Source organism: Streptomyces sp. NPDC056480, assembly GCF_042795405.1.
Taxonomy (GTDB): domain Bacteria; phylum Actinomycetota; class Actinomycetes; order Streptomycetales; family Streptomycetaceae; genus Streptomyces.
This window is the reverse complement of sequence record NZ_JBHTSA010000119.1, coordinates 1-23196: the sequence shown is the minus strand read 5'-3', so window position 1 is coordinate 23196 and position 23196 is coordinate 1. Positions and strand designations below refer to the sequence as shown.

Below are 23196 nucleotides of genomic sequence, written 5' to 3'. Positions count from 1 at the left end.
GTACGGACCTGGGGTCCGTACCGGCCTCTTCACGCGCGCGTGGTGCTTCAGCCCTCCGCGGGGACGGGGGCGTGCAGCGGGGCGGGGCCGGGGTCCGGCTCGGCGCGGGGTGCCGGGGCCGGTTCGGGGCGGGGCGCCGCTTCGGGGCTCTTCACGGTGATCTTCTCGATCGCCATGGTCGTCTCCGCACGGCGCTCCGGGAGGAGTTCGAGCACCGCCTGCCGGTGCGCCTCGCTCGTCGCGTCGTCGTACGGGTCGGGGGTCGCCGGCACTTGGAGGCGCAGCACCGGTCCGGTGCCCAGGCGCGCGTAGCCGCGGCCCGCGGGGACCTGGGGCGTCGGGGTGGTGTGCGGCTCGGTGCCGAGGACGGCGGCGATCTGGTCGGGGGCTGCGGGACCGAGCACGATCCGGGCCCTGGTGTGGTTCCGTACCGCCTCGCTCAGGGTGTCCGCGCTGTCGAACTGCTCGGCGACCACCACCGTGACCTGGGCCGCGCGGCCGTGCCGCAGCGGCACCTGGAGCAGCTCCTGCGGGTCGGGGCGGCCGTCGGCGGCCGCCAGGTCGCCGAGGACGCCGGGCCGGTCGAGCAGGATCCAGAGCGGCCGCCGGGTGTCCTCGGGGGCCGGGTGGCCGGCCTGGCGGGCCCGGTTGGCGGCGATCAGCCGTCGTTCCGTCTCGTGCGCCGCCCACTCCAGGGTGGCCAGGGCGCCGGAGAGCCCGCACTCGACGGCCAGGACGCCGTCGCGGCCGGTGAGGCACGCGTACTCGCCGGTGCCACCGCCCTCGACGATCAGCACGTCGCCGTGGGGGAGGGCCTGGAGCGCGATCGAGCGCAGCAGCGAGGTGGTGCCGCTGCCCGGCTGGCCGACGACCAGCAGGTGCGGCTCGGTGGAGCGGGGGCCGGTGCGCCAGACCACGGCCGGCGCGTCCTCCGTACCGTCCGAGGCGACCACGGGCACGGTCCGCTGCACGGCGTCCGCGTCGGTGAAGCCCAGGACGGTCTCGCCCGGCACGGTGACGAAGCGCTGGGCGGCGATGGTGGTGGGCAGGGCGGGCAGCACGCTCATGACGAGCCGGTTGCCCTCCTCGTCCCAGTCGAAGCGGTACTCACGGCCGCGCCCGGACTTGGCGTGCAGCAACTGCTCGATGCGCGCGCGTGCGGCGGGCTCGCCGTCGGTGAAGTACGGCGGGTAGGCGATCTTCAGCCGGGTGGGACGCCCGTCCTCGTCGAAGGCGTACTCCGTGAAGGCGCCGCTCCAGTCGCCGCCGTGGGCGAAGAGCGGGGCGGGGTCCTCCGCGACGGAGAAGTACGGCACGAGGGCCTCGTACAGGCCCTTGAGCCGGGCGATCTCGTCGTCGTCGGGTCCGGTCTTGACGACCGGGCGTTCGCGTCCTCTCCACGCGGCCGCGGCCATGAGCGTGACGAGCGCGAGGAGCGGCCCGTACGGCATGAGTGCGACGACCAGGACGCAGGCCGCGACCAGGAGCAGCGTCGGTCCACGCCGTTCCTTGGGGGTCGCGGCCCACTTGGCGCGCGCGGACGCGGCCAGCTTCCGCAGACCACGGGAGACCGTGATCAGTGGATGGAGCACGTCGGTGGCACTGTCGGCGGCCGTGCGCGCGATCTCTCGACTTCGAGCGATCTGTGCGCTGCCGCTGCTCAGAATGCGGGGGAGTGGTCGCCGGGCCACGAAGTACTCCTGAGGTGATGGAAGGGACGGAAGGGCGTCAGAACTTGATCCCGCCCAGGAGGCCGGCGAGGCTCTGCCCGCCCGCCGTGATGCTCGGGGCGATGGCCGTACCCGCGAGGTAGAAGCCGAACAGCGCGCTGACGAGGGCGTGCGAGGCCTTCATCCCGTCCTTCTTGAAGAACAGGAAGCAGATGATGCCGAGCAGGACCACGCCTGAGATGGACAGGATCATTGGTTGTTCTCCTGGTTGAGGGGACAGTCACCATGAGTCCTTCCAAGTTCACAGCAAGTATCTATGTGACTAAAGGTGCATTAGGGTGAAAAACGGGTGATTTCACTTGACCGGCGGACGTCGAACGGGCTGTCGAGTGGCGAAATGCCCGGCGTGCGCTAGAGGAGCGGCCGACGGCGGACTGCCGTGATCTTTGCCTCGGGCGGGCGCGGTCATGTCACCGAACGGGCAGTACCCTGTCGATTCACTCGTACGGCCGCGCTTGCCGTGCACAGGTCGACAACGCAGGAGAGAGGCGGGCCACCCGATGAGCGAGACTCCGGACCCCGAGGTCATCGAGCTGGCGTCCAAGGTCTTCGACCTCGCCCGCACCGGGGACGCCGAAGCGCTGGCCGCCTACGTCGACGCCGGGGTCCCCGCGAACCTCACCAACGACAAGGGCGACTCCCTCGTCATGCTCGCCGCCTACCACGGCCACGCCGCCGCGGTCTCCGCCCTCCTCGCGCGCGGTGCGGACGCCGACCGCGCCAACGACCGCGGCCAGACCCCGCTCGCCGGAGCCGTCTTCAAGGGGGAGGACGCCGTCGTCCGCGCTCTCCTCGCCGGCGGCGCAAATCCGGAAGCCGGGACTCCGTCCGCCGCCGACACCGCACGGATGTTCGGCAAGGCCGAACTGCTCGAGCTCTTCGGATCCCGGTGAACGAGCGCTGAACCCCAGGTGAGAGCGGCGTCGTAAATGTGGTCGCGGTGGCGAAATGGGTGGGTCATCATGACGTCGGGCCCGGCAAAACGGGCCACCGACGAGAGGCTGAGGAAGATGGTCACTGGCAGGCGATGGACGACAAGCGGCCCGACATGTTGCCGCACGGCCTAGGCGTACGGGCGATGTACCGCCCGACCCGGGTCTTCCCGGTATCCCCCGGTCGTGTCGACAGCTTGATGTGAGGCGTCTCCCCATGTTCGATCCAGTCATAGCGCCGAGCGGCACCCTGCTCGGCCTGCTGCAGCGGGGCCGCGGCGACGGCACCCTGCACGCACTCGCCGCGCCACGCGCCGAGGCCCTCGCGGCCCTCAACCACTGCGTTCTCGACGACCCCCGCCACGACTGGCAGGTCGAGAACCGCTCCCTCTACTACGCCCGTCTCTACCTGGACCTCCACGGAGGTCTCGACGAGATCGAGGCGCATCTCTTCGGCGCCGAGGACATCCTCGACACCGAGGAGTCCAGGACCGGGCTCGCGCTCGCCGTCCTCGGGCACCTCGCCTCCTACGGACGCCAGGACGCCCTGCTGCTGCTCCGGCGGTACGCGGCGACCGGCACCAACTGGGCCTGGGCCCTCGACGAGCTCGCGCTCCGCGACGACGACGCCGGCCTCCGCGCGCTCGCCGTTCCCGTGCTGGCCCGCTTCCCGGCCGACGCCGAGGGCGACGCCGAGCTGGCCGGAGTCGTACGGGACGCCTTCGAGCCCCGCCCGTGGCGGCTGTGGGCCGAGGACCAGCGCGACGCCGTCGGCGCCCGGGTCAGGGCCGCCCAGGAACAGGGCTCCTTCGACCGCTGGCAGCGCCAGATGAGCCCCGCCGGGCCCCGCCCCGGCTGGAGCGTGCGCGCGGTCCTCGACTGGGCGCAGGAGGGATACGAGCGCGGAGCCGTGCTGTACGCCCCCGCCGCCCGCTGCCTCACCGCCGTCGCCGGCCCCGAGGACCGGCCCGAACTCCTCGCCGCCGCCCGGCACGGCTCCGTGGGAGCCAGGGGCGCCGCCCTGCACCACCTCGCCGAGTCACGGGACCCCGCCGTCCTCGACCTCGTCGAGGCCGCCGCCGACGGCGACTCCCGCGAGGTCGCCGAGGCCGCGATCGCCGCGTACCGCCGCATGTGCGGAGACGACGCCGTCGCCCGCGCCCGCGCGTGGGTCCGCCGGACCGACGCCCTCGGCGCGGCCGCCGCCGACGTCCTCGCCTGCCGTGGCACCGCCCAGGACTCCCCCTCCGTCCTCGGCGCGCTCCGCGACACCATCCGGTCCGAGGGACCCGACGCGCCCGCGCTCGGCGGGCTCGTGGACGGCGCCGGCCGCCTCGGCATCGCCTGCGCGGCCCCCGTGCTGCGCCACGTCTACCGCGAGACGGCCTCGTCCCAGCTCCGCGGGCGCGTGGCCCGCGCCCTCGCCACCACCGACCCCACCTTCGCGACCGGCTTCGCCGTCGAATGCCTCTGGGACTGCGAGGAGACCACCCGCGAGGTCGCGGCCCAGCACGCCGAGACCGGTGACGTGCGCGTCGCCGAGCGATTGCGCCGCCTCGCGGCGGACCCGGCCGAGGAGGTCGAGGTCCAGACCGCGGTACGCAACCGCATAGGGCCGGACCTCCAGGTCTGACGCGGCCCGGTCGAGGTCCGGCCCCACCGGTCGGACCCGGTCGTCCCCCCGCCACCCGGCTCCGGGGCGGCGCGGCCCCCGGCGGAGAACCCGCCGCGCGAGGCCCCGCCCCGGAGGACCGGTCGAGAAGCCCGACCGTTCCGGCCGCCCGCGTGCCCCGCGCGAAACGCTCATGGGACGTTCCCGCCCCGGAGGACCGGTCGAGAAGCCCGACCGTTCCGGCCGCCCGCGTGCCCCGCGCGAAACGCTCATGGGACGTTCCCTCCCCGTCCAGATCGACGTTGGCGGGGACACGCCGAACGCGACGACAACACCCGTATGCGTGTCGTCATCGTCACCGAATCCTTCCCTCCCGACGTCAACGGTGTGGCGCACTGCGCCCTGCAGACCGCGCGCCACCTCGTCCGGCGGGGCCACACCCCGCTCGTCATCGCCCCCGCCGTCGCCGACCCGGCCGCGGACGCCGACGCCCCCTGCGCCGTCGTCCGGGTGCCCTCCCTCCCTCTTCCCGGCTATCCGCAGGTGCGCGTCGCCCTGCCCAGCCGTCGCGTCGCCGCGGCCATCGCCGCCCACCGCGCCGACCTCGTCCACCTCGCCGGACCGTTCGTCCTCGGGGTGCGCGGGATGACGGCCGCCACCCGGCTCGGCATCCCCGCCGTCGCCGTCTACCAGACCGATCTCGCCGGCTACGCCCGTACCTACGTGGGAACCGGCGAGGGAGCCGCCTGGCGCCGCCTCCGCGCCGTCCACGGGGCCGCCGACCGCACCCTCGCCCCGTCCTCCGCCGCCGTCCGCGACCTGGAGGCCCACGGCATCGGCCGCATCAGGCTCTGGGGCCGCGGGGTGGACACCGTCCGCTTCCGCCCCGGGCTGCGCGACGACGCCCTGCGCGCGGAACTCGCCCCGGACGGGGAGCTCCTCGTCGGGTACGTGGGCCGCCTCGCCCCCGAGAAGCGCGTGGACCTCCTCGCCGGCGCGGGAAGGGTCCCCGGCGTACGTCTTGTGGTCGTCGGGGACGGGCCGAGCGGGCCGGCGCTGCGCGGCGCCCTGCCGGACGCCCGGTTCCTCGGCCGCCGCACCGGCGACGACCTCGCCCGGATCTTCGCCTCCCTGGACGTCTTCGTGCACACCGGGCCGTTCGAGACCTTCTGCCAGACGGTCCAGGAGGCCATGGCGAGCGGTGTCCCGGTCGTCGCCCCGGCCGCCGGCGGCCCCCTGGACCTGGTCGACCACGGTCGCACCGGACTCCTCGTACCCCCGGGGGACCCGGCGGCGCTGCGCGACGCCGTCGCCTCGCTCGCGGCGTCGCCCGAGCTGCGCGCCGCCTACGGCCGGGCCGGCAGGGCCACCGTCGAGGGCCGCACCTGGGAGGCCCTCGGCGACGAGCTGATCGGGCACTACCTGGAGGTCCTGCGGGAGCGGACGGTGGTCGCGGCATGAGCGGCGACGGCGGCGGGCTCCGCATCGTGCGGCTCGCCAACTTCGTGACCCCCACCTCGGGCGGTCTCCGCACCGCTCTCGACCGGCTCGGCCGGGGCTACCGGGAGGCCGGGCACGAACCCGTCCTCATCGTCCCCGGCCGAGCCGCGAGCGACGTCCGCACCGAGCAGGGGCGGGTCATCACCCTCCCCGGCCCGGTGCTGCCCGGCACGGGCGGCTACCGGGTCCTCGCCGACCGCCGCGGGGTGCGCCGCCTCCTCGACGACCTCGCGCCGGACCGGATCGAGGTCTCGGACCGCACGACCCTGCGGTGGACGGGGGAGTGGGCGCGACGCGCCCGCGTGCCCTCGGTGATGGTCTCCCACGAGACCGCGGACGGCGTGCTGCGCACCTGGGGCGTGCCGCCCGCCTTCGCCGCCCGCGCGGCGGACCGGCTGAACCGCCGCACGGCCTGGGCGTTCGCGCGGATCGTCTGCACGACCGAGTGGGCGGAGCGGGAGTTCGTACGGATCGGGGCGCGCAATGTCGTACGGGCCCCGCTCGGTGTGGACCTGGAGCGCTGCCGGCCCGGCCGCCGCAGCGGCGTGCTCCGCGCCCGGTACGCGGAAGGGGAGCGGGTGCTGCTCCTGCTCTGCTCGCGCCTCTCCGTCGAGAAGCGGCCCGGAACCGCCCTGGACGCCCTCGCCGAGCTGCGGGACGCGGGCGTGGCGGCGGCGCTCGTGGTCGCGGGCGACGGGCCGCTGAAGGGCGCCCTGGAGCGGCGGGCACGCGAACGGCGGCTCCCGGTGCGGTTCCTCGGACACGTCGCCGACCGCGAGGCCCTGGCGGACCTCCAGGCGGCGGCCGACGTGTGCCTGGCTCCGGGGCCCGCCGAGACGTTCGGTCTCTCCGCCCTGGAGGCCCTCGCCTGCGGGACCCCCGTCGTGGTCAGCGCCTCCTCCGCGCTCCCGGAGGTCGTCGGCGCGGCGGGGGCGGCCGCCCTGGACACCCCGGGAGCCTTCGCCTCCGCCGTACAGGGTCTCCTCGCGGCGCCGGAGACCACCCGCCGTCACGCCGCACGCGCGCGTGCGGAGGCCTTCACCTGGGAGCGCTCCGTCACCGCCTTCCTCCGGGCCCACGACGCCCTCCCCGCCGCGGAGTCGCGCCTCCCCGAGCCCGAGGAGGTACGCCGATGACACCGGACCAGGCATCCGTCCCGGTCCTCCCGGCCCAGGTTCCGGGGCCCGCCCGTGAGCCGGGGCCCGGTGTGGGTGCGGCGGCCGTCCGTGAGCCGGGGCCCGGCCGGGCGTCGGCATCCCTCCGGGGTGTCGTCGTCCCGTGCGCCGCCATGGCCGTCCCGCCGGCCGCGCCCGTCCCACCCGCTCCGCCCGTCCCGCCGGCCGCTCCGCCCGCCCTGGACGCTCCGTCCGCCTTCGACGCTCCACCCGCCTCGGCCGTTCCGCCCGCCCCGCCCGCCCCCGCGCGCGTACCCCCGCCCCGTCTCCGTACCGATCCCGCCGGCACCGTCAGGTTCGTCGTGCTCGGGGACTCGCTCAGCGAGGGCGTCGGCGACCGGGTGGACGGCGCCTGGCGGGGGTGGGCGCCGCTGCTGGCCGACGGGCTCGCCGCCGAGGGACAGGACACGGCGTTCCTGAACCTCGCCGTCAGCGGGGCCCTCAGCGGCGACGTCGCCGGCCGGCAGGCACCCCGCGCCCTCGCCTTCCGGCCGCACCTCGCCTCCGTCGTGGTCGGGGTCAACGACACCCTGCGCCGCACCTTCGACATCGTGGCGCTCGCCCGCCACCTGGGCCGCGTCTGCGCCGACCTCGACGCCGCCGGAGCCGTACTCCTGACCGCCTGCCTGCCCGACCCGGGCCGGATGCTCGGCCTGCCGCCCCCGCTGGCGCGCCCGCTCGCCCGCCGCCAGCGCTCCGTCAACGCCGTCGTGCACGCCCTCTCCGCCCGGTACGGGGCCGTCCATCTGCACCTCGCCGACGACTCCTGGACCGAGGACCGCACGCTGTGGAGCGCCGACCGGCTGCACCCCGGCGAACGGGGCCACCGGGCCGTCGCCGAGGGCTTCCACCGGCTCCTCGCCGACCGGGGACTCGCCCACGGCGCCCCGCCCGCGCGGGAGCCCGCCCAGCCGCCGCCGAGCCGGGCGGAGGCCGTGGTCTGGCTCGCCACCGCCGGCACCGGCTGGCTCCTCCGGCGCAGCCACGACCTGCTTCCGCAGCTGCTGCTGCTCGCCGGTGCGGAACTGCGTCACTGGGCCGACGGCACCGGCACCGCACCCCTCGACGCGCGCGCGGACGACGCCCTCGCGGCCGCCCTCGCGGCCACAATGGGGAGATGAACGGGCGCTGGGAGTTCTGGATCGACCGGGGCGGCACCTTCACCGACATCGTGGGCAGACGGCCCGACGGCCGGCTCGTCACGCGCAAGGTGCTCTCCCACGATCCCACCCGGCGTCACGACGCCGCCGTCGCCGGGATCCGCCTCCTCCTCGGTCTCGGGCCCGGCGAACCCGTCCCGGCCGACCGGATCGCCGTCGTCAAGATGGGCACCACCGTCGCCACCAACGCCCTCCTGGAGCGGCGCGGCGAGCCGACCGTCCTCCTCGTCACCGAGGGCTTCCGGGACGCGCTCCGCATCGCCTACCAGAACCGGCCCCGGCTCTTCGACCGCCGGATCGTGCTCCCCGAAGCGGTCTACGCGCGCGTGATCGAGGTCCCCGAGCGGGTCGACGCCCACGGTCACGTGGTCCGGCCCCTGGACGAGCCCGCCGTCGCCGGGGCGCTCGCCGCCGCCCACCGCGACGGACTCCGCTCGGCCGCCGTCGTCCTCCTGCACGGCTACCGCCATCCCGCCCACGAGGCCCGGATCGCGGCGATCGCCCGCGACACGGGCTTCACCCAGGTCAGTTCCTCGCACGAGGTCAGCCCGCTCATCAAGCTCGTCCCGCGCGGGGACACCACCGTCGTCGACGCCTACCTCTCGCCGATCCTCCGCAGGTACGTCGACGAGGTCGCCCACGAACTCGCCGGAATCCGCCTCATGTTCATGCAGTCCAACGGCGGACTGCGCGAGGCGGCGAACTTCCGGGGCAAGGACGCCGTCCTGTCCGGACCCGCCGGCGGTGTCGTCGGCATGGTCCGCACCTCGGCACAGGCGGGCCACGACCGGGTCATCGGCTTCGACATGGGCGGCACCTCCACCGATGTGTCGCACTACGCCGGCGCCTTCGAGCGTGAACTCGGTACACAGGTCGCCGGCGTGCGGATGCGGGCGCCGATGATGAGCATCCACACCGTCGCGGCCGGCGGCGGGTCCGTGCTGCACTTCGACGGACGCCGCTACCGCGTGGGCCCCGACTCGGCGGGCGCCGTCCCCGGACCCGCCTGCTACCGACGGGGCGGACCGCTCACGGTCACCGACGCCAACGTCATGCTCGGCCGCGTCCAGCCCGCCCATTTCCCCGCCGTGTTCGGCGAGAGCGCCGACCTCCCCCTGGACGCCGACGTCGTACGGGAGCGGTTCACGGCCCTCGCGGAGGAGGTCGGCGGCGGCCGCACCCCCGAGGAGGTCGCCGCGGGCTTCCTGGAGATCGCCGTCCTCAACATGGCCAACGCCGTCAAGAAGATCTCCGTCCAGCGCGGCCACGACATCACCCGCTACGCCCTGACCAGCTTCGGCGGCGCGGGCGGTCAGCACGCCTGCGCCGTCGCCGACGCCCTGGGCGTCGACACCGTGCTCGTCCCCCCGCTCGCCGGAGTGCTCTCCGCATACGGCATCGGACTCGCCGACGCCACCGCCATGCGGGAGCGGTCCGTCGAGGCCGAGCTCGACGCGCCCGGCACCCCCGCGCGCGTGACGGCCCTCTGCGCCGAACTCGCCGACCGCACGCGCGCGGAGCTCCGCGCCGACGGCCTGCCGGACGAGGCGATCACGACGCACGCGCGCGTACTCCTGCGGTACGCGGGCACCGACGCGAGCCTCCAGGTCGACCTCGCGTCCCCGGACGACCTGAAAGCCGCCTTCACGGCGCTGCACCGCGAGCGCTACGCCTTCACCATGGACCGGCCGCTCGTCGTGGAGGCGGTCTCCGTGGAGGCCGTCGGCCGGGCCGGGCCCCACGGTCCCGTCCACACCGGTCCCGCCGCCGATCGCGATGCCGACACGGGCGAGCACCCGGCGGAACGGGCCGGTGAGCCAGCCCCGCACGCCACCGTCCGGATGTTCAGCGCCGGCACACCCCACGACGCTCCCCTCCGCCGGCGCGCGGACCTCCGGCCCGGCAGCGCCGTGGACGGGCCGGCGATCATCGCCGAGGCCGACGCCACGACCGTCGTGGACAGCGGCTGGCGGGCCACCGCCACCGCCACCGGACACCTCCTCCTGCAGCGCGTCACCCCCCGTCCCGCGCGCGTGGCGGCCGGCACGGACGTGGACCCCGTCCTCCTGGAGGTCTTCAACAACCTCTTCATGGCCATCGCCGAGCAGATGGGCGTCCGCCTCGAGAACACCTCCCAGTCCGTCAACATCAAGGAGCGCCTCGACTTCTCCTGCGCGCTCTTCGACGCCGAGGGCAACCTCATCGCCAACGCGCCCCACATCCCCGTCCACCTGGGCTCCATGGGCGAGTCCATCAAGGAGGTCCTGCGCCGACGCGGCGACGACCTGCGCCCCGGCGACGTGTACGCGATCAACGACCCGTACCACGGCGGCACCCATCTGCCCGATGTGACGGTCGTGACCCCGGTCTTCGACGCGTCCGGCGCCGAACTCCGGTTCCTCGTCGCCTCACGCGGCCATCACGCCGAGATCGGCGGGATCACCCCCGGCTCCATGCCCGCCTTCAGCCGGACCGTCGACGAGGAGGGCGTCCTCTTCGACAACTGGCTGCTCGTCCGCGACGGACACCTGCGCGAGGCCGAGACGCGGGCGCTGCTCACCGGCGCCCCCCACCCCTCCCGCGACCCCGACACCAACCTCGCCGACCTCCGCGCCCAGATCGCCGCCAACGAGAAGGGCATCGAGGAACTGCGCCGGGCCGTGGACGAGTTCGGACTCGACGTCGTACGGGCCTACATGAGGCACGTCCGCGCCAACGCCGAGGAGTCCGTGCGCCGCATCGTCGCCCGCCTGGACGACGGCGCGTACCGCTACGAGACCGACGGCGGCGCGGTCATCCAGGTGGCCGTCCGCGTCGACCGTGAACGGCGCTCCGCCGTCCTCGACTTCACCGGGACCTCCCCGCAGCTGCCCGGGAACGCCAACGCGCCCACGGCCGTCGTCCTGGCCGCCGTCCTGTACGTCTTCCGCACCCTCGTCGACGAGGACATCCCGCTCAACAGCGGCTGCCTCGCGCCGCTGGAGGTGCGCGTCCCGCCCGGCTCCATGCTCGCGCCGGAACCGCCGGCCGCCACCGTCGCCGGGAACGTCGAGACCTCCCAGGCCGTCACGGGCGCGCTCTACGCGGCCCTCGGCGTCCAGGCCGAGGGCTCCGGCACGATGAACAACGTCACCTTCGGCAACGCGCGCGTGCAGTACTACGAGACGGTGGCAAGCGGCTCGGGCGCGGGCGACGGCTTCGACGGCGCCGACGCCGTCCAGACCCACATGACCAACTCCCGGCTCACCGACCCCGAGGTCCTGGAGTGGCGCCACCCGGTCAGGGTCGACGCCTTCGCCGTACGGGAGGACGGCGGCGGACGCGGCCGCTGGCGGGGCGGACACGGGGTGGAGCGCCGCATCCGGTTCCTGGAGCCGATGACGGTGGCCCTCCTCACCGGACACCGAAGGGTCCCGCCGTACGGCATGGCGGGCGGCGAACCGGGCGCCCTCGGCGAGAACCTCGTGGAACGCGCGGACGGCACCGTCGAGCGGCTCGGCGGCGCGGCCACCACGGAGGTGGGCCCCGACGACATCCTGGTCCTCCGCACCCCCGGCGGCGGGGGCTACGGCCCGCCGCCCGACGAGGACTGACGCCCGACGAGGACTGACGCCCGACGGGGACCGACGGCCGACGAGGACTGACGCCCGACGCGGACTGACGCCCGACGAGGACTGACGCCCGACGGGGACCGACGGCCGACGGGGACCGACGGACGACGCGGGGGCGCCTGGGCGCGCCGGCCGGGCCCGCCCAGGCGCGGCTCAGGACCCGCCCGGGCCCGGCTCAGGACCCGCTCAGGACCCGCTCAGCGCACCGGCGTGAACCGCACCGGGGTGCCCGGGACCGCCTGCGCCACCGCGCCCAGGTCCGCCTCCCGCACCACTCCGACCACGGGATAGCCCCCGGTCGTCGGATGGTCGGCGAGGAACACCACGGGCCGCCCGTCCGGCGGCACCTGGACCGCGCCCAGGACCATGCCCTCGCTGGCCAGTTCGCCGTGGCGGGCCCGTTCCAGGGCCGGGCCGTCCAGACGCAGCCCGACGCGGTTGCTCGCCGACGACACCCGGTACGCGCGCGTGACGAGGGTCCGGAGCGCCGCGGCCGTGAACCAGTCCTCGCGCGGCCCGAGCCGGACCCGCAGGACGAGTTCGCCGGGCGGGCCGGGCCACGGGGGAGCGTCGACCGGACCCCGTACCGCCGTCGCCGTGCCCGTGTCCGGCCCCAGCGGCAGGACCGTCTCCACGGCCGCCGGCGACGGCCCCAGGCCGGACAGCAGGTCCGTGGACCGGCTGCCCAGCACCGGCTCGACGCCGATCCCGCCGCCGATCGCCACGTACGCGCGCAGCCCGCGCGTGGCCGTGCCGATGTCCAGGACCGAACCGGCGGGCACGCGGACCGCGGTTCCCCAGGCCGCCGGGCGCCCGTCCACCCGTACCGGGCAGGGCGCGCCGCCCACCGCCACGGTGACCGCGCGACGGGGCCGCAGGGCGCAGCCGTCGACGGTGGTCTCCAGGACGGCCGCGGTCTCCGGGTTGCCGACGAGCCGGTTGACGAGGCGTACGGCCGCAGGGTCGAGAGCGCCGGAGCGGGGCACCCCCAGATGCGCGTGGCCAGGACGCCCCAGGTCCTGCACGGTGGTCAGGGCTCCGGCCCGGACCACCACGACGGCCCGGTCGGTCATCGTCCGGCCCCGGTCGCGGCGCCCACCGCCGTGAAGCGGACCCGGGTGCCCGGAGCCAGCAGCGCGGCCGGCTCCCTGCCGGTGTCCCAGAGCACCACGTCCGTCGTCCCGACCAGCTGCCAGCCACCGGGGGAGGAACGCGGGTACACGCCCGTGTACGGCCCCGCAAGGGCGACCGAGCCCGCCGGGACGGAGGTACGCGGAGTGGCTCGCCGCGGCACCCCGTACCGCTCGTCGAGGCCCGTCAGATATCCGAAGCCCGGAGCGAACCCGCAGAACGCGACCCGGAACTCGGCCGCCGTGTGGATCCGTACCGCCGCCTCGACGGACACGCCCCACAGGGCGGCGACCCCGGCGAGATCGGGCCCGTCGTAGCGGACCGGAATCTCGATCGCCGTGCCCACGCGCGCGGGGAGCGGCGCCACCTCCCAGCCGCTCAGCTCGGCCGCGAGCCGGTCCGGGTCCGCCACCCCGTCGAGCAGCACCGTCCGCGCCGCCGGCACGATCTCCCGTACGGCGGGCAGCGCACCGGCCGCCCGGCGCCGCAGCAGCTCGGCGTGGAACGCCTCCGTCTCCTCGCCGTCGGCCAGCTCCACCAGGAGCGCCCGCTCACCCACGCGCAACGCGCGCGGGGCGCTGGACCTCACGCGAAGGCCTCGATCCGTACACCGGAGCCCTGGAGGCGTTCCCGGACCCGCCGTGCGAGATCCACCGCGCCCGGGGTGTCGCCGTGCAGGCACAGCGACCGCGGCCGCACTGCGACGGAGCTGCCGCAGTGCGCCGTGACCACGCCGAACCGGGCCATGGCCACCGACCGTTCCACCACGGAGTCCGGGTCGCTGACGACCGCCCCCGCCTGCCCGCGCGGCACCAGGGTGCCGTCCGCGCGATAGGCCCGGTCGCCGAAGGCCTCGGGGACGACCGGCAGCCCGGCCTCCGCGGCGGCCTCGTGCAGCCGCGACCCGGGCAGCCCCAGGACCGGCAGCGTGCGGTCCGCGAGCAGGACGCCCTCGACGACCGCGGCCGCCTGCTCCTCGTCCCGGACGACCCGGTTGTAGAGCGCGCCGTGCGGCTTCACGTACGCCACGCGCGCGCCGGCCGCCCGCGCGAAGACCTCGAGGGCGCCGATCTGGTACGCCACCTCGGCCGCCAGCTCCGCCGCCGGCACGTCCATCGAGCGCCGCCCGAAACCGGCCAGGTCCCGGTAGGAGACCTGGGCCCCGATCCGTACCCCGCGCGCGGCGGCGAGCTCACAGACCCGCCGCATCGTGGCCGCGTCCCCAGCGTGGAAGCCGCAGGCCACGTTGGCGCTGGTCACGACGGACAGCAGCTGCTCGTCGTCGGTGAGCGTCCAGCGTCCGAAGCCCTCACCGAGATCGGCGTTGAGGTCGATCAGGGCCTCGGCCGGGCTCTGGTCCGGGGGCGTGCGCATCTGCACCTCGCAGAACGGGGGTGGGCGTGCCGGGGCGGCACGGGGGACCGTACGATGCCGTCAACGTAGAGGATTGTTGAACGATCCGACAAGAAGACGCCGGATGACGACAGGGAGCGCCGTGACAGCGAGCGAAGCCGGGGACCTGACCGACGACCGCGTGCTGCTCGGCCGCACGAGCACGGCGGAGCGGGTCGCGGACATCCTGCGCACCCGGGTCGCGGAGGGCTACTTCCCGCCCGGCACCCGGCTCTCCGAGGAGGGCATCGGCGGCGCGCTCGGTGTGTCGCGCAACACGCTGCGGGAGGCCTTCCGGCTCCTCACCCACGAGCGGCTGCTCGTCCACGAGCTCAACCGCGGGGTCTTCGTCCGGGTCCTGGCGGTCGACGACGTGGACGACATCTACCGCACCCGCCGGCTCGTCGAATGCGCCGTCGTACGAGGCCTCGGACAGCCCCCGTACGCCCTCGACGCGCTCGCCGTGGCCGTGGCGGCGGGCGAGGGCGCCGCCCGCGCGGGCGACTGGCAGGGCGTGTCCACGGCCAACATCCACTTCCACCGCGAACTCGTCGCCCTCGCGGGCAGCGCCCGTACCGACGAGCTGATGCGGGGCGTCCTCGCCGAACTCCGTCTCGCGTTCCACGTCGTCGACGACCCGCGCGTGCTGCACGAGCCGTACCTGGCACGGAACCGCGAGATCCTGGACGCCCTGCGAGCCGGTGAGCGGACCACGGCCGAACGGCTCCTCGTCCGCTACCTCGACGACTCCCGCACCCGCGTCGCCGCTGCCTACGCGAAGGCCGTCGACGCCCCGGCGGGCCCCGCGGACTGACCGCCCGGAGCACCCGGCCGAGCCCGGTCGCATCTGCGCCGTTTCGACCGTTGTCAGTTCGAGGACCTAATCTGTCCACCGTGACTTCGCCTGCCTCGACGGACCTCGCTCCGCCCCAGCTCAGCGCGGGGCCGCGGCCCGCGCAGGGTCCGGCCGCCGACGAAGGGCTCGCGCGGCGCCTCCGCGCGCTCGCGTGCACCGCCCCGCTGCACGACCTGGACGCCCGCAAGGCGAACCTGGCGGGTGAGTACACGGTCTACGCGATGGCCGAGGTGGCCCTCTCGGCGATCGACCTCATCACGCTGAACATGGACTTCGACACCGGCGCCGACCACGAGCAGATCGTCGCCCGCCTGCTGCCCCGCGTCGCCGCCCAGGCGCCCACCCGCCCCGCCGCCGAGCACGAGCGCGTGGCCCGCTGGGTCCTGGAGAACCTGATCAACGTCGGCAGCGTCGACCGCGGCTTCCGCGCCGTCTACGGCACCTTCGGCACCGACGGCGTGTACGTCCGCAGGGACTACGACTTCAAGCTCATCGAGGAGGTCCCGGGGTACGGCGGCGGTGTCTACCTCCGGACCACCGACGAGGCGGTCAACGTCCTGGTCGGCGCCCTCGACACCGACGTCACCAGCGCCCAGATCGCCGCCGAGGTGAAGCTGGAGGTCCTGATCAACCGGGGCCGCCTGGCCGACGCCCAGCTCGCCGCCGAGCAGGCGCGGTACCGGACCGTGCAGTACGCCGAGACCCTCCGCAAGACCCTGGACGCCACCCGGCGCAACGTACGCGCGGTGGACTGGCTCAACACGGTGCCCGACATGATCGCCGAGGCGCTCGACCACGTCGCCGACCGCTACCGCCACGAGAACGCGATCCTCACCAACATCCGCAAGGCCCGCGACGAGGCCGAGGCCACGTCCGACGCGAAGACGGCCGAGCACAAGCGCCGCGCCGCCGAGCTCGTCGACATAGTGAAGGACTGCATCCGGCGCCACACCCAGCTCCAGTCCCGCCTCCTGGACGCCGGGCCCCTCTTCCGCGCCGAGCAGGACCGGCAGGCCTTTGCCGCGCCCACGTCGTACACCGGCCTCGACCTGTACGGGCAGCTCGTGGCGCCGACCCTGCCGCTCCCCGTCGAGCAGGCCGCCAAGGTCACCGACGCGTTCTTCGCGCACGGCACCGGTCTGCGCACCCCGGCGTCCGTCCGGCTCGGCGACCTCGTCGACCTGCTGCTCACCCCGCCCGTGGAGCGCGAGCACCTCGGCGCCGAGATGCCCGAACCCGACCTGATCGCCACCCCGGACGACTCCCGCTTCAGCGAGGAGCAGCTCGCGAGCGCCATGCGGCTGCTCGACCTGGAGCACGACGCCCCGCGGCGGCTCTCCGGCCTGCTGGCCGAGGCCCGCGAGCTCGACGGCGACCTGCCGTACCTCGTGGCCCTCCTCGCCGTCCACGCGGCGAGCCCTCCGGTCGGCACGGCCTACCGCCAGGGCGAGGAGCGCCTGCTCTTCGCCGTCGACGACGGCACCCCGCTCGACGACCCGGAGTTCGGCGGCGCCGACCTCATCGTCGGTACGGCGCTGCTCGACGCCGCGGGCATGGCCGCCGGCCGTACGGAGGCCTCGTGAGCCTCGTCCCGCCCGTCCCCGTACCCGCAGCCGTCCCCGCAGCCGAGACCGTGGCCCCGGACGGCGCCGCCGTGGACAGCGCCGTCGTGGACAGCACTGACCTGGGCGGCGCCGTCGTGAACAGCACCGACCTGGGCTGCGCCGTCGCGGACCGGCCGGAGATCGGCGCGCGCGAGGCCGCGCCCGTCCCTTCCGGCCTTCCCGTCCCTCCGCCCCGCCCGGCCGACACGGAGCAAGGCCAGGAGCTGGAGCACGGCCAGGAGCTGGAGCAAGGCCAGGAGCAGGGGCAGGAGCAAGGCCAGGAACAGGAGCTGGTTCCCACCCCGGAGCCCGCCCCCGAATCGGTCGGCCCCTCGCCCGCCCCCGCCCCCGGCCCCCGCCTCCGCCACGTCCGGATCGGCCCCCCGGCCGGCCCACGAGGCGGGACGGACGACCCGGCCCCGCGTGTCCCCGGCACACCGCCCCGCTTCGGGGTCGTGGCGGTGCCCCAGCCGTCCCGCACGACGTCCGACCGGCGGAGCGGCACCCCGTCCGTACGTCCCGTGCGCCTCACGGGCACCGCGGCCAGGCCTCCGGGCCTCCCCGGTGCCACCGAGCGCCCCGCGGCGGTCACCCCGGTCCCGCTCCCCGTACCCCGCCCCGTCACACCGGCCGGCCCCGACGCACCCGTCGACCCCGCCGGACCCGGCACCCCCGCCGTCCCCCCATCGACCGAGAGCCGTACCGAGGAGCCCCAGCCGTGAGCGAAACCCACGCCGAGTACGCCGAAGCGTGGGGCGAGCCGGAGCCCCCGCAGTCCCCGGCCAGCGCCTCCACGGGCGGCGGCGCGCCCGCCGTCACCCCCGCCGACGCCTCCGACGCGGCCCGCCTCGTCTCCTTCGGGCTGCAGCCCAAGCTGCTCCCCGCCCGCGACGCCGAGTACGCGGAGCTGCTGCGCCGCTACCGCGAGGACCCCGCCTTCGCGCGCCTCGCCGACGCCGTCGCCACCGGTCTCGGCCTCATCGTCCTCGAGGTCTCCCCGCGCGCGGGGATGGCCGTCACCGCCGGTGAGGACTCCGTCTTCGCCGTCCGCATGGGCGACTACGCGCGCCGCGCCTCCACCGACTCGGCCGACCGCTTCCTGCACGGCCTGGCCCATCTCGCCGTCGCCGCCATGGCCTTCCCCCGCCCCGAGGACCTCGCGGACGACGCGTACATCGGCCGTCTCACCGTCAACGGCGTCGACGCGTTCGTACGGCAGGCGTGTCTGCGTCTGGAGCAGCGCGCCGAGGAGCAGGGCGAGAACACCGACCCGGCGTCCGACGCCCCGGGCCTGGAGGCCGCCTGGCGGATCTACGCCCGCCGCAGCGCCACCGGCGCCACCAAGGACGCCCGCCGTCTCGCCGGATCCACCACCGGCATCGTCGGCAAGGCGGCCGCCTTCCTCACCGACTCCGGGTTCCTCCAGCGCACCGGGGACGAGGGCGGCGGCTCCTACCGCACCACCGCCCGCTATCAGCTCCAGGTCCGCGACATGGCCGGCTCCGCCGCCATGGCCGAGCTCCTCGAACTCGGCGTCGTCCCCGTCAGCGACGGCTCGGCCACCCTCCTGCCGCCGCCCGAGGGCGACGACCTGGAGATCGCGGCCGACGCGGGCCTGCCCTTCCACGCGCCACCGTCGGCGTAACCGCCCGAGCAACCGTCGGCGCCATCGCCCCGAGCAACCGTCGGCGTCATCGCCCGCCCCGCGTAACCGTTCTTCCCGAGCACGAGAGCACGAGAGTCCCTCGCCATGTACGAGCTGTCCCGGGTCCGCCTGTACTCCATCGGTCCCGCCGGTGCGCGCTACGCCGACACCGTCCTGGACCTGCGCGGGGTCGGCGCGCCCGTGCCCCACCCCGCCCCCACCCAGGCGGAGTTCTTCGAGGAGGAGCCGGTCGGCCCGCCGCGCCGCCCCGCCCCCGCGGGCGTCCTCTTCCTGGAGAACGGCGGCGGCAAGTCCGTCCTCCTCAAGCTGATCTTCTCGGTCATGCTCCCGGGCCACCGCAACACCCTGGGCGGCGCCAGCTCCGGCGTGCTCCGCAAGTTCCTCCTCGCCGACGACTGCGGGCACGTCGCCCTGGAGTGGCAGCACACCCTCACCGGTGAACTGGTCGTCGTCGGCAAGGCCAGCGAGTGGCGCGGCCGGCAGGTCTCCTCCGACCCGCGGAAGTTCGCCGAGGCCTGGTACTCCTTCCGTCCCGGCCCCGGACTCAGCCTGGACAACCTCCCCGTCGCCGAGGCGACGTCCGTCCGCGCGCCCGTCGAGGGCGCCTCCGGCGCCACCGGCCGCCGCCGCACCATGAAGGGCTTCCGCGACGCGATCACGGAGGCGGGCAAGGCGTACCCGCACCTGGAGGTCTCCTGGGAGGAGATCCACGACCGCTGGAACGAGCACCTCGGCGAGCTCGGACTCGACCCGGAACTCTTCCGCTACCAGCGTGAGATGAACGCCGACGAGGGCGAGGCGGCCGGCCTCTTCGCGGTCAAGAAGGACTCCGACTTCACCGACCTGCTGCTGCGGGCCGTCACCGACACCCGGGACACCGACGGTCTCGCCGACCTCGTCGGCGGCTTCGGCAACAAGCTCGGCCGCCGCGCCGAGCTCACCGCCGAGCGCGAGTTCACGGCCGGTTCCGTGGACCTCCTCAACCGGATCGTCGACGCCGCCGGGACCCGTGCCACCACGCGCGACATCCACACCGCGGCCGAGCGCCGCACCCGTACCCTGGCCCGCCGGCTCTCCGCCCGCGCCGCCGTGGAACGCGCGCGTGGCGCCGAACTCGCCATGCAGGTCACCTCCGCGGGACACTCCGTCGCCGAGGCCGAGACCGCGCGGGGGCGTGCCGCCCTCATCGCCGCCGAACTCGCCTTCCGGCACGCCTCCCTGGCGCTGACCGCCGCCGAGAAGGGCGCCGCGTCACAGCGCCGCGAACTCACCGACGCCCGCACCGTGCACTCCGCCTGGCAGGCGGCCGAGGTCGTCCTCCGCCACCGCGCCGCCGGCGACCGCTCCGCGCGCGTGGCCGCCGCCATCCGCGAGGCCGAGCGGGACGCCGCACCGGCGCTCGCGGCCCGCGCCGAGGCCGCGGCCGACCTCGTACGGGCCCTCTCCGCTGCCGCCGAGGAGGGCGAACGCCACGCGGCCGAGGAGGAGGAACGCTCCACCGCCCTCCAGGAAGCCGGCGAGACCGCCCACCGCGACGCCACGGCCGCCGCGACCGAGGCCCAGCGGGCCCGCAGCGAGGCCGGGCACCTGCGCCAGCGTCTCGCCGAGGTCGAGCAGGAGACCGCCGAGGCGGTACGGGCCGGCTGGCTCGACGACACCGCGCCCGACGCCGACCCCGCCCGTGCCGCGCTCGCCGCGAGCGACGCCGAGAAGACGACGGTCGCCGCCTGGGACACCGCGCGCGAGGCCGCCCGTACGGCGGCGGACCGCGCGCGTGAGACCGCCGGGGCCGAGGCCCGCGCCGAACTCGCAGCGGCCCGCGCCGCGGACGCCGCCGAGGCCGCCGGGAACGCCTACGACGCGGAGCGCCGCGCCGCCGAGCTGCTCGCCGGCGAACGGCGCCTCGCCGAACTCCTCAGCCTCCCCGCCACCGGCTCGCCCCTCCCGGCCGCCGGCTCGCCCCTGCCCGGACAGCGCGCCGCCACCCCGGGCGCCGACACCGATGAGGCCGCGGGGACGGACACCGGCGGCGAGCCCCAGGGACCGCTCACCGTCACCGAGTTCGACCGGTACGCCGACGAACTGCGCGGCATGCTCGACCAGGCCGTCACCTCCGCCGAGCGCCAGCTCTTCGAGCTGCGCACCGCCGCGGCCGACGACTCCCGCATCCTCGGCGCCCTCGGCGACGGCGGCCTGCTGCCGCCGGGCCCCGACGTCCTCGCCACCGTCGAGTACCTCGGCGAGCACGGCATCCCCGCCCTCCCCGGCTGGCGCTACCTCGCCCAGGCCGTCGACCCCGCCGACCACGCGCGCGTGCTCGCCGCCCGTCCCGAACTGGTCGACGGCGTCGTGATCACCGACCCCGTCTCGTACGGCCGCGCCCGCGAGGTCCTCGGCACGGCGGCCCTGCTGCCGCGCTCCGCCGTGGCCGTCGGCACGGCCGCCGCCCTGCTCGCCCCCGTACCGGCGCAGGACACCGCGGACGACAGCGGCGCCCACAGCGTCTTCCTCGTCCCGCCGAACCCGGCCATGCACGACGAGCACGCGGCCGACGAGGAACGGCACGCCCTGCGTGCCCGCGCCGCCGCACGCGACGAGGACATCCGCACCCTCGCCGCCCGCCTCGCCGGCGACCGCTCCCTCGCGGCCCGGATCGGCGCGTGGCGCGCCGACTGCCCGCCCGGGATGCTCGCCGAACTCTCGGCCGTCGCCACCACCGCCCGGGAGACCGCCGAGGCCGCGGCCGCGACCCTCGACGAGGCCCGCTCCGCACGCGCGGAGGCCGACGAGGCCGCCGCCGAAGCCGCCCAGGTGCGGGACGAGCGCCAGGAGGCGGCCCAGCGCGCCCGCCGGGTCGCCGACGCCCTCGCGGGCCTCGCCTTCCGGCTGCGCGAGCGATCCGCCTGGCAGGCCAAGCTCCGTGAACTCGCCGACGACGCCGCCGAGGCCGAGGCCCGCGCCCAGACCTGTCTGGAACGCGCACGCGCCGCCGACGAGGACCGCCGCGCGACCCAGCGCTCCGCCGACGACGCCCACCGCACCGCCCGCGCCCTGCGGGCCGAGCGCGCCGAGATCGCCGGCGCCCCCGACACCCTCCCCGAGGGCGGCGCGCCCGCCCCGCGCGCCGCGCTGCCCACCCTGCGCGAGGCCTACCGGGCCGCCTCCCAGCTGTACGAGAAGGTCGGCGTCGGCGCCGACCTGCGCGCCGAGCAGGCCCGCGCCGAGGGCGACGAGTCCGCCGCCCTCGCCGAACTCGACCGCCTCACCAACAAGGTCCGCACCCGCGCCGAGCAGCTCCTGGAGTCCACGGACGGCGCCGACGGCCCGTCGCGGCAGGCCGCCGCCGCCCGCGCCGAGTCCCTCGTCCAGATGCTGGAGACCCGCGCGTCGGAGGCGAGCGAGAAGCTCGGCCGGCTGCGCGGCGAGGCTGAGCGCCTCGCACCCGAGGACGGCGAGGAGCACACGGAGCTGCCCGAGGACCTCGTGCCCGCCGACGCCGAGCGCGCCCAGGCCCTGCTCCGTACCGCCGGCACCGACCTCGCCTCCCGTACCGACGCCCTTGAGGCGGCCCGCGCCGCCCACAGCGGACTGCTCCGCGACCACCGGGCCGCCGAGGACGCGGCGGGCGGCTTCGACGAGACCGCCGCCCTGCTGCGGGACCTGCTCCGCGACCACACCGACGAGGAGCGTGAGGAGACCGAGCCGTACCCCGGCAGCCTGGAGGAGGCCCGTACGACGGCCGCCGAGGCGCGCCGCTCGCTGCGCTCCTGCACAGCTGATCTGTCGGCGGCCGACGCCGCCGTGCGCGAGGCGAGCGACATCCTCGTACGGCACGCCAACTCCACCCGCTACGAGCAGGTCCGCACCCCGGCCCGCCAGCAGATCCGCGAACTGCCCGCGTCGGCGCTGCCCGAGCACGCCGCCAAGTGGGCCGAGGCCTTCGCGCCCCGCCTGCGGGTGCTCACCGACGAGCTGGAGCAGCTGGAGCGCAACCGCGACTCGATCGTCGACCGGCTGCGCGGCCTGGTGGAGTCCTCGCTCGCGACGCTCCGTTCGGCGCAGCGGCTCTCCCGGCTCCCCGAGGGCCTCGGCGAGTGGTCGGGCCAGGAGTTCCTGCGGATCCGCTTCGAGGAGCCCGACCAGGCCACCCTCGCGGAGCGGCTCGGCGAGGTCGTCGACGAGGCGACCCGAGCCGCCGTCAGGAAGAACTCCGACCTGCGCCGCGACGGGATGTCCCTGCTGCTCCGCGGAGTCCAGGCGGCGCTCGAACCCAAGGGCGTCTCCGTCGAGATCCTCAAGCCGGACGCGGTGCTGCGCGCCGAGCGGGTGCCCGTCGGGCAGATGGGCGACGTCTTCTCCGGCGGTCAGCTGCTCACCGCGGCCATCGCCCTGTACTGCACGATGGCGGCGCTCCGGTCCAACGACCGGGGCCGCGACAAGCACCGGCACGCGGGAACCCTGTTCCTGGACAACCCGATCGGCCGTGCCAACGCCACGTACCTGCTCGAGCTCCAGCGGGCCGTGTCGGACGCGCTGGGTGTCCAGCTCCTGTACACGACGGGGCTGTTCGACACGACCGCGCTCGCCGAGTTCCCCCTGGTGATCCGGCTGCGCAACGACGCCGACCTGCGGGCCGGCCTCAAGTACATCAGCGTGGAGGAGCACCTCCGCCCGGGTCTGCCGCAGACCGCGGCGGAGGGCGAGACGATCCACGGCGAGATCACGGCGACGCGGATGTTCCGCCGGCACACGGCGGACGACCCGAGCCGACCGGCGGCCCCCTAGGGCACGAGTGAGCGGCCCGGCCCCCTCGACAGGGGGCCGGGC

Annotated in this window: 16 protein-coding genes; 11 read left to right on the top strand and 5 right to left on the bottom strand. The window is 75.7% G+C overall.

Annotated elements, in window-relative coordinates; genetic code table 11:
• Positions 1–47: 47 nt before the first annotated feature.
• On the bottom strand, positions 48–1691 hold the full coding sequence (locus tag ACFQ79_RS33660; protein ID WP_383590483.1) for an ATP-binding protein: 1644 nt from the start codon (positions 1689–1691) through the stop codon (positions 48–50).
• Positions 1692–1728: 37 nt separating this feature from the next.
• On the bottom strand, positions 1729–1923 hold the full coding sequence (locus ACFQ79_RS33655; RefSeq protein ID WP_015032212.1) for a hypothetical protein: 195 nt from the start codon (positions 1921–1923) through the stop codon (positions 1729–1731).
• A gap of 307 nt (positions 1924–2230) precedes the next feature.
• Here ACFQ79_RS33655 and ACFQ79_RS33650 point away from each other — a divergent pair, with 307 nt between their 5' ends.
• From ACFQ79_RS33650 to ACFQ79_RS33625, 6 genes are all read left to right on the top strand, one after another.
• Positions 2231–2623, top strand: a complete 393-nt coding sequence (locus ACFQ79_RS33650) for an ankyrin repeat domain-containing protein (RefSeq protein ID WP_383590481.1) — start codon at positions 2231–2233, stop codon at positions 2621–2623.
• A gap of 256 nt (positions 2624–2879) precedes the next feature.
• Positions 2880–4295 (top strand): HEAT repeat domain-containing protein, encoded by a 1416-nt coding sequence (locus tag ACFQ79_RS33645; RefSeq protein WP_383590479.1) that lies wholly within the window; start codon positions 2880–2882, stop codon positions 4293–4295.
• Positions 4296–4613: 318 nt separating this feature from the next.
• Entirely contained in the window at positions 4614–5735 is a 1122-nt protein-coding gene (locus ACFQ79_RS33640) for a glycosyltransferase family 4 protein (RefSeq protein WP_383590477.1), read from the top strand.
• The gene (locus tag ACFQ79_RS33635) at positions 5732–6910 is read left to right on the top strand and encodes a glycosyltransferase (RefSeq protein ID WP_383590475.1); all 1179 of its coding nucleotides are present in this window, start codon (positions 5732–5734) and stop codon (positions 6908–6910) included. Before ACFQ79_RS33640 ends, ACFQ79_RS33635 begins: the two co-directional genes overlap by 4 nt.
• 341 nt (positions 6911–7251) lie before the next feature.
• A complete protein-coding gene (locus ACFQ79_RS33630; RefSeq protein ID WP_383590485.1) occupies positions 7252–8070 on the top strand; it encodes an SGNH/GDSL hydrolase family protein in 819 nt (272 codons plus the stop codon).
• Positions 8067–11702: a hydantoinase B/oxoprolinase family protein gene (locus ACFQ79_RS33625; protein ID WP_383590473.1), complete on the top strand. Its 3636-nt coding sequence runs from the start codon at positions 8067–8069 to the stop codon at positions 11700–11702. The genes ACFQ79_RS33630 and ACFQ79_RS33625 overlap by 4 nt, the downstream gene beginning before the upstream one ends.
• A gap of 215 nt (positions 11703–11917) precedes the next feature.
• Here the strand turns inward: ACFQ79_RS33625 and ACFQ79_RS33620 are convergent, their stop codons facing one another.
• The 3 genes from ACFQ79_RS33620 to ACFQ79_RS33610 are packed head-to-tail and all read right to left on the bottom strand — an operon-like array spanning position 11918 to position 14225.
• Positions 11918–12793 carry a biotin-dependent carboxyltransferase family protein gene (locus tag ACFQ79_RS33620; RefSeq protein ID WP_383590471.1) on the bottom strand — a complete coding sequence of 292 codons (876 nt, stop codon included), beginning with the start codon at positions 12791–12793 and terminating at the stop codon, positions 11918–11920.
• Positions 12790–13440: an allophanate hydrolase subunit 1 gene (locus tag ACFQ79_RS33615; RefSeq protein WP_383590469.1), complete on the bottom strand. Its 651-nt coding sequence runs from the start codon at positions 13438–13440 to the stop codon at positions 12790–12792. Before ACFQ79_RS33615 ends, ACFQ79_RS33620 begins: the two co-directional genes overlap by 4 nt.
• Entirely contained in the window at positions 13437–14225 is a 789-nt protein-coding gene (locus ACFQ79_RS33610) for a LamB/YcsF family protein (RefSeq protein WP_383590467.1), read from the bottom strand. Before ACFQ79_RS33610 ends, ACFQ79_RS33615 begins: the two co-directional genes overlap by 4 nt.
• 121 nt (positions 14226–14346) lie before the next feature.
• On the opposite strand from ACFQ79_RS33610, the gene ACFQ79_RS33605 reads away from it, so the two are divergent.
• From ACFQ79_RS33605 to ACFQ79_RS33585, 5 genes are all read left to right on the top strand, one after another.
• Complete coding sequence (locus tag ACFQ79_RS33605; protein WP_383590465.1) at positions 14347–15057, top strand: GntR family transcriptional regulator; 711 nt, start codon at positions 14347–14349, stop codon at positions 15055–15057.
• Between the two features lie 80 nt (positions 15058–15137).
• Positions 15138–16682, top strand: a complete 1545-nt coding sequence (locus ACFQ79_RS33600) for a hypothetical protein (protein WP_383590463.1) — start codon at positions 15138–15140, stop codon at positions 16680–16682.
• Complete coding sequence (locus ACFQ79_RS33595) at positions 16679–17425, top strand: hypothetical protein (RefSeq protein ID WP_383590461.1); 747 nt, start codon at positions 16679–16681, stop codon at positions 17423–17425. Before ACFQ79_RS33600 ends, ACFQ79_RS33595 begins: the two co-directional genes overlap by 4 nt.
• The gene (locus tag ACFQ79_RS33590; protein WP_383590460.1) at positions 17422–18348 is read left to right on the top strand and encodes a hypothetical protein; all 927 of its coding nucleotides are present in this window, start codon (positions 17422–17424) and stop codon (positions 18346–18348) included. Before ACFQ79_RS33595 ends, ACFQ79_RS33590 begins: the two co-directional genes overlap by 4 nt.
• A gap of 105 nt (positions 18349–18453) precedes the next feature.
• Positions 18454–23154: a hypothetical protein gene (locus ACFQ79_RS33585; RefSeq protein ID WP_383590458.1), complete on the top strand. Its 4701-nt coding sequence runs from the start codon at positions 18454–18456 to the stop codon at positions 23152–23154.
• Positions 23155–23196: the final 42 nt, after the last annotated feature.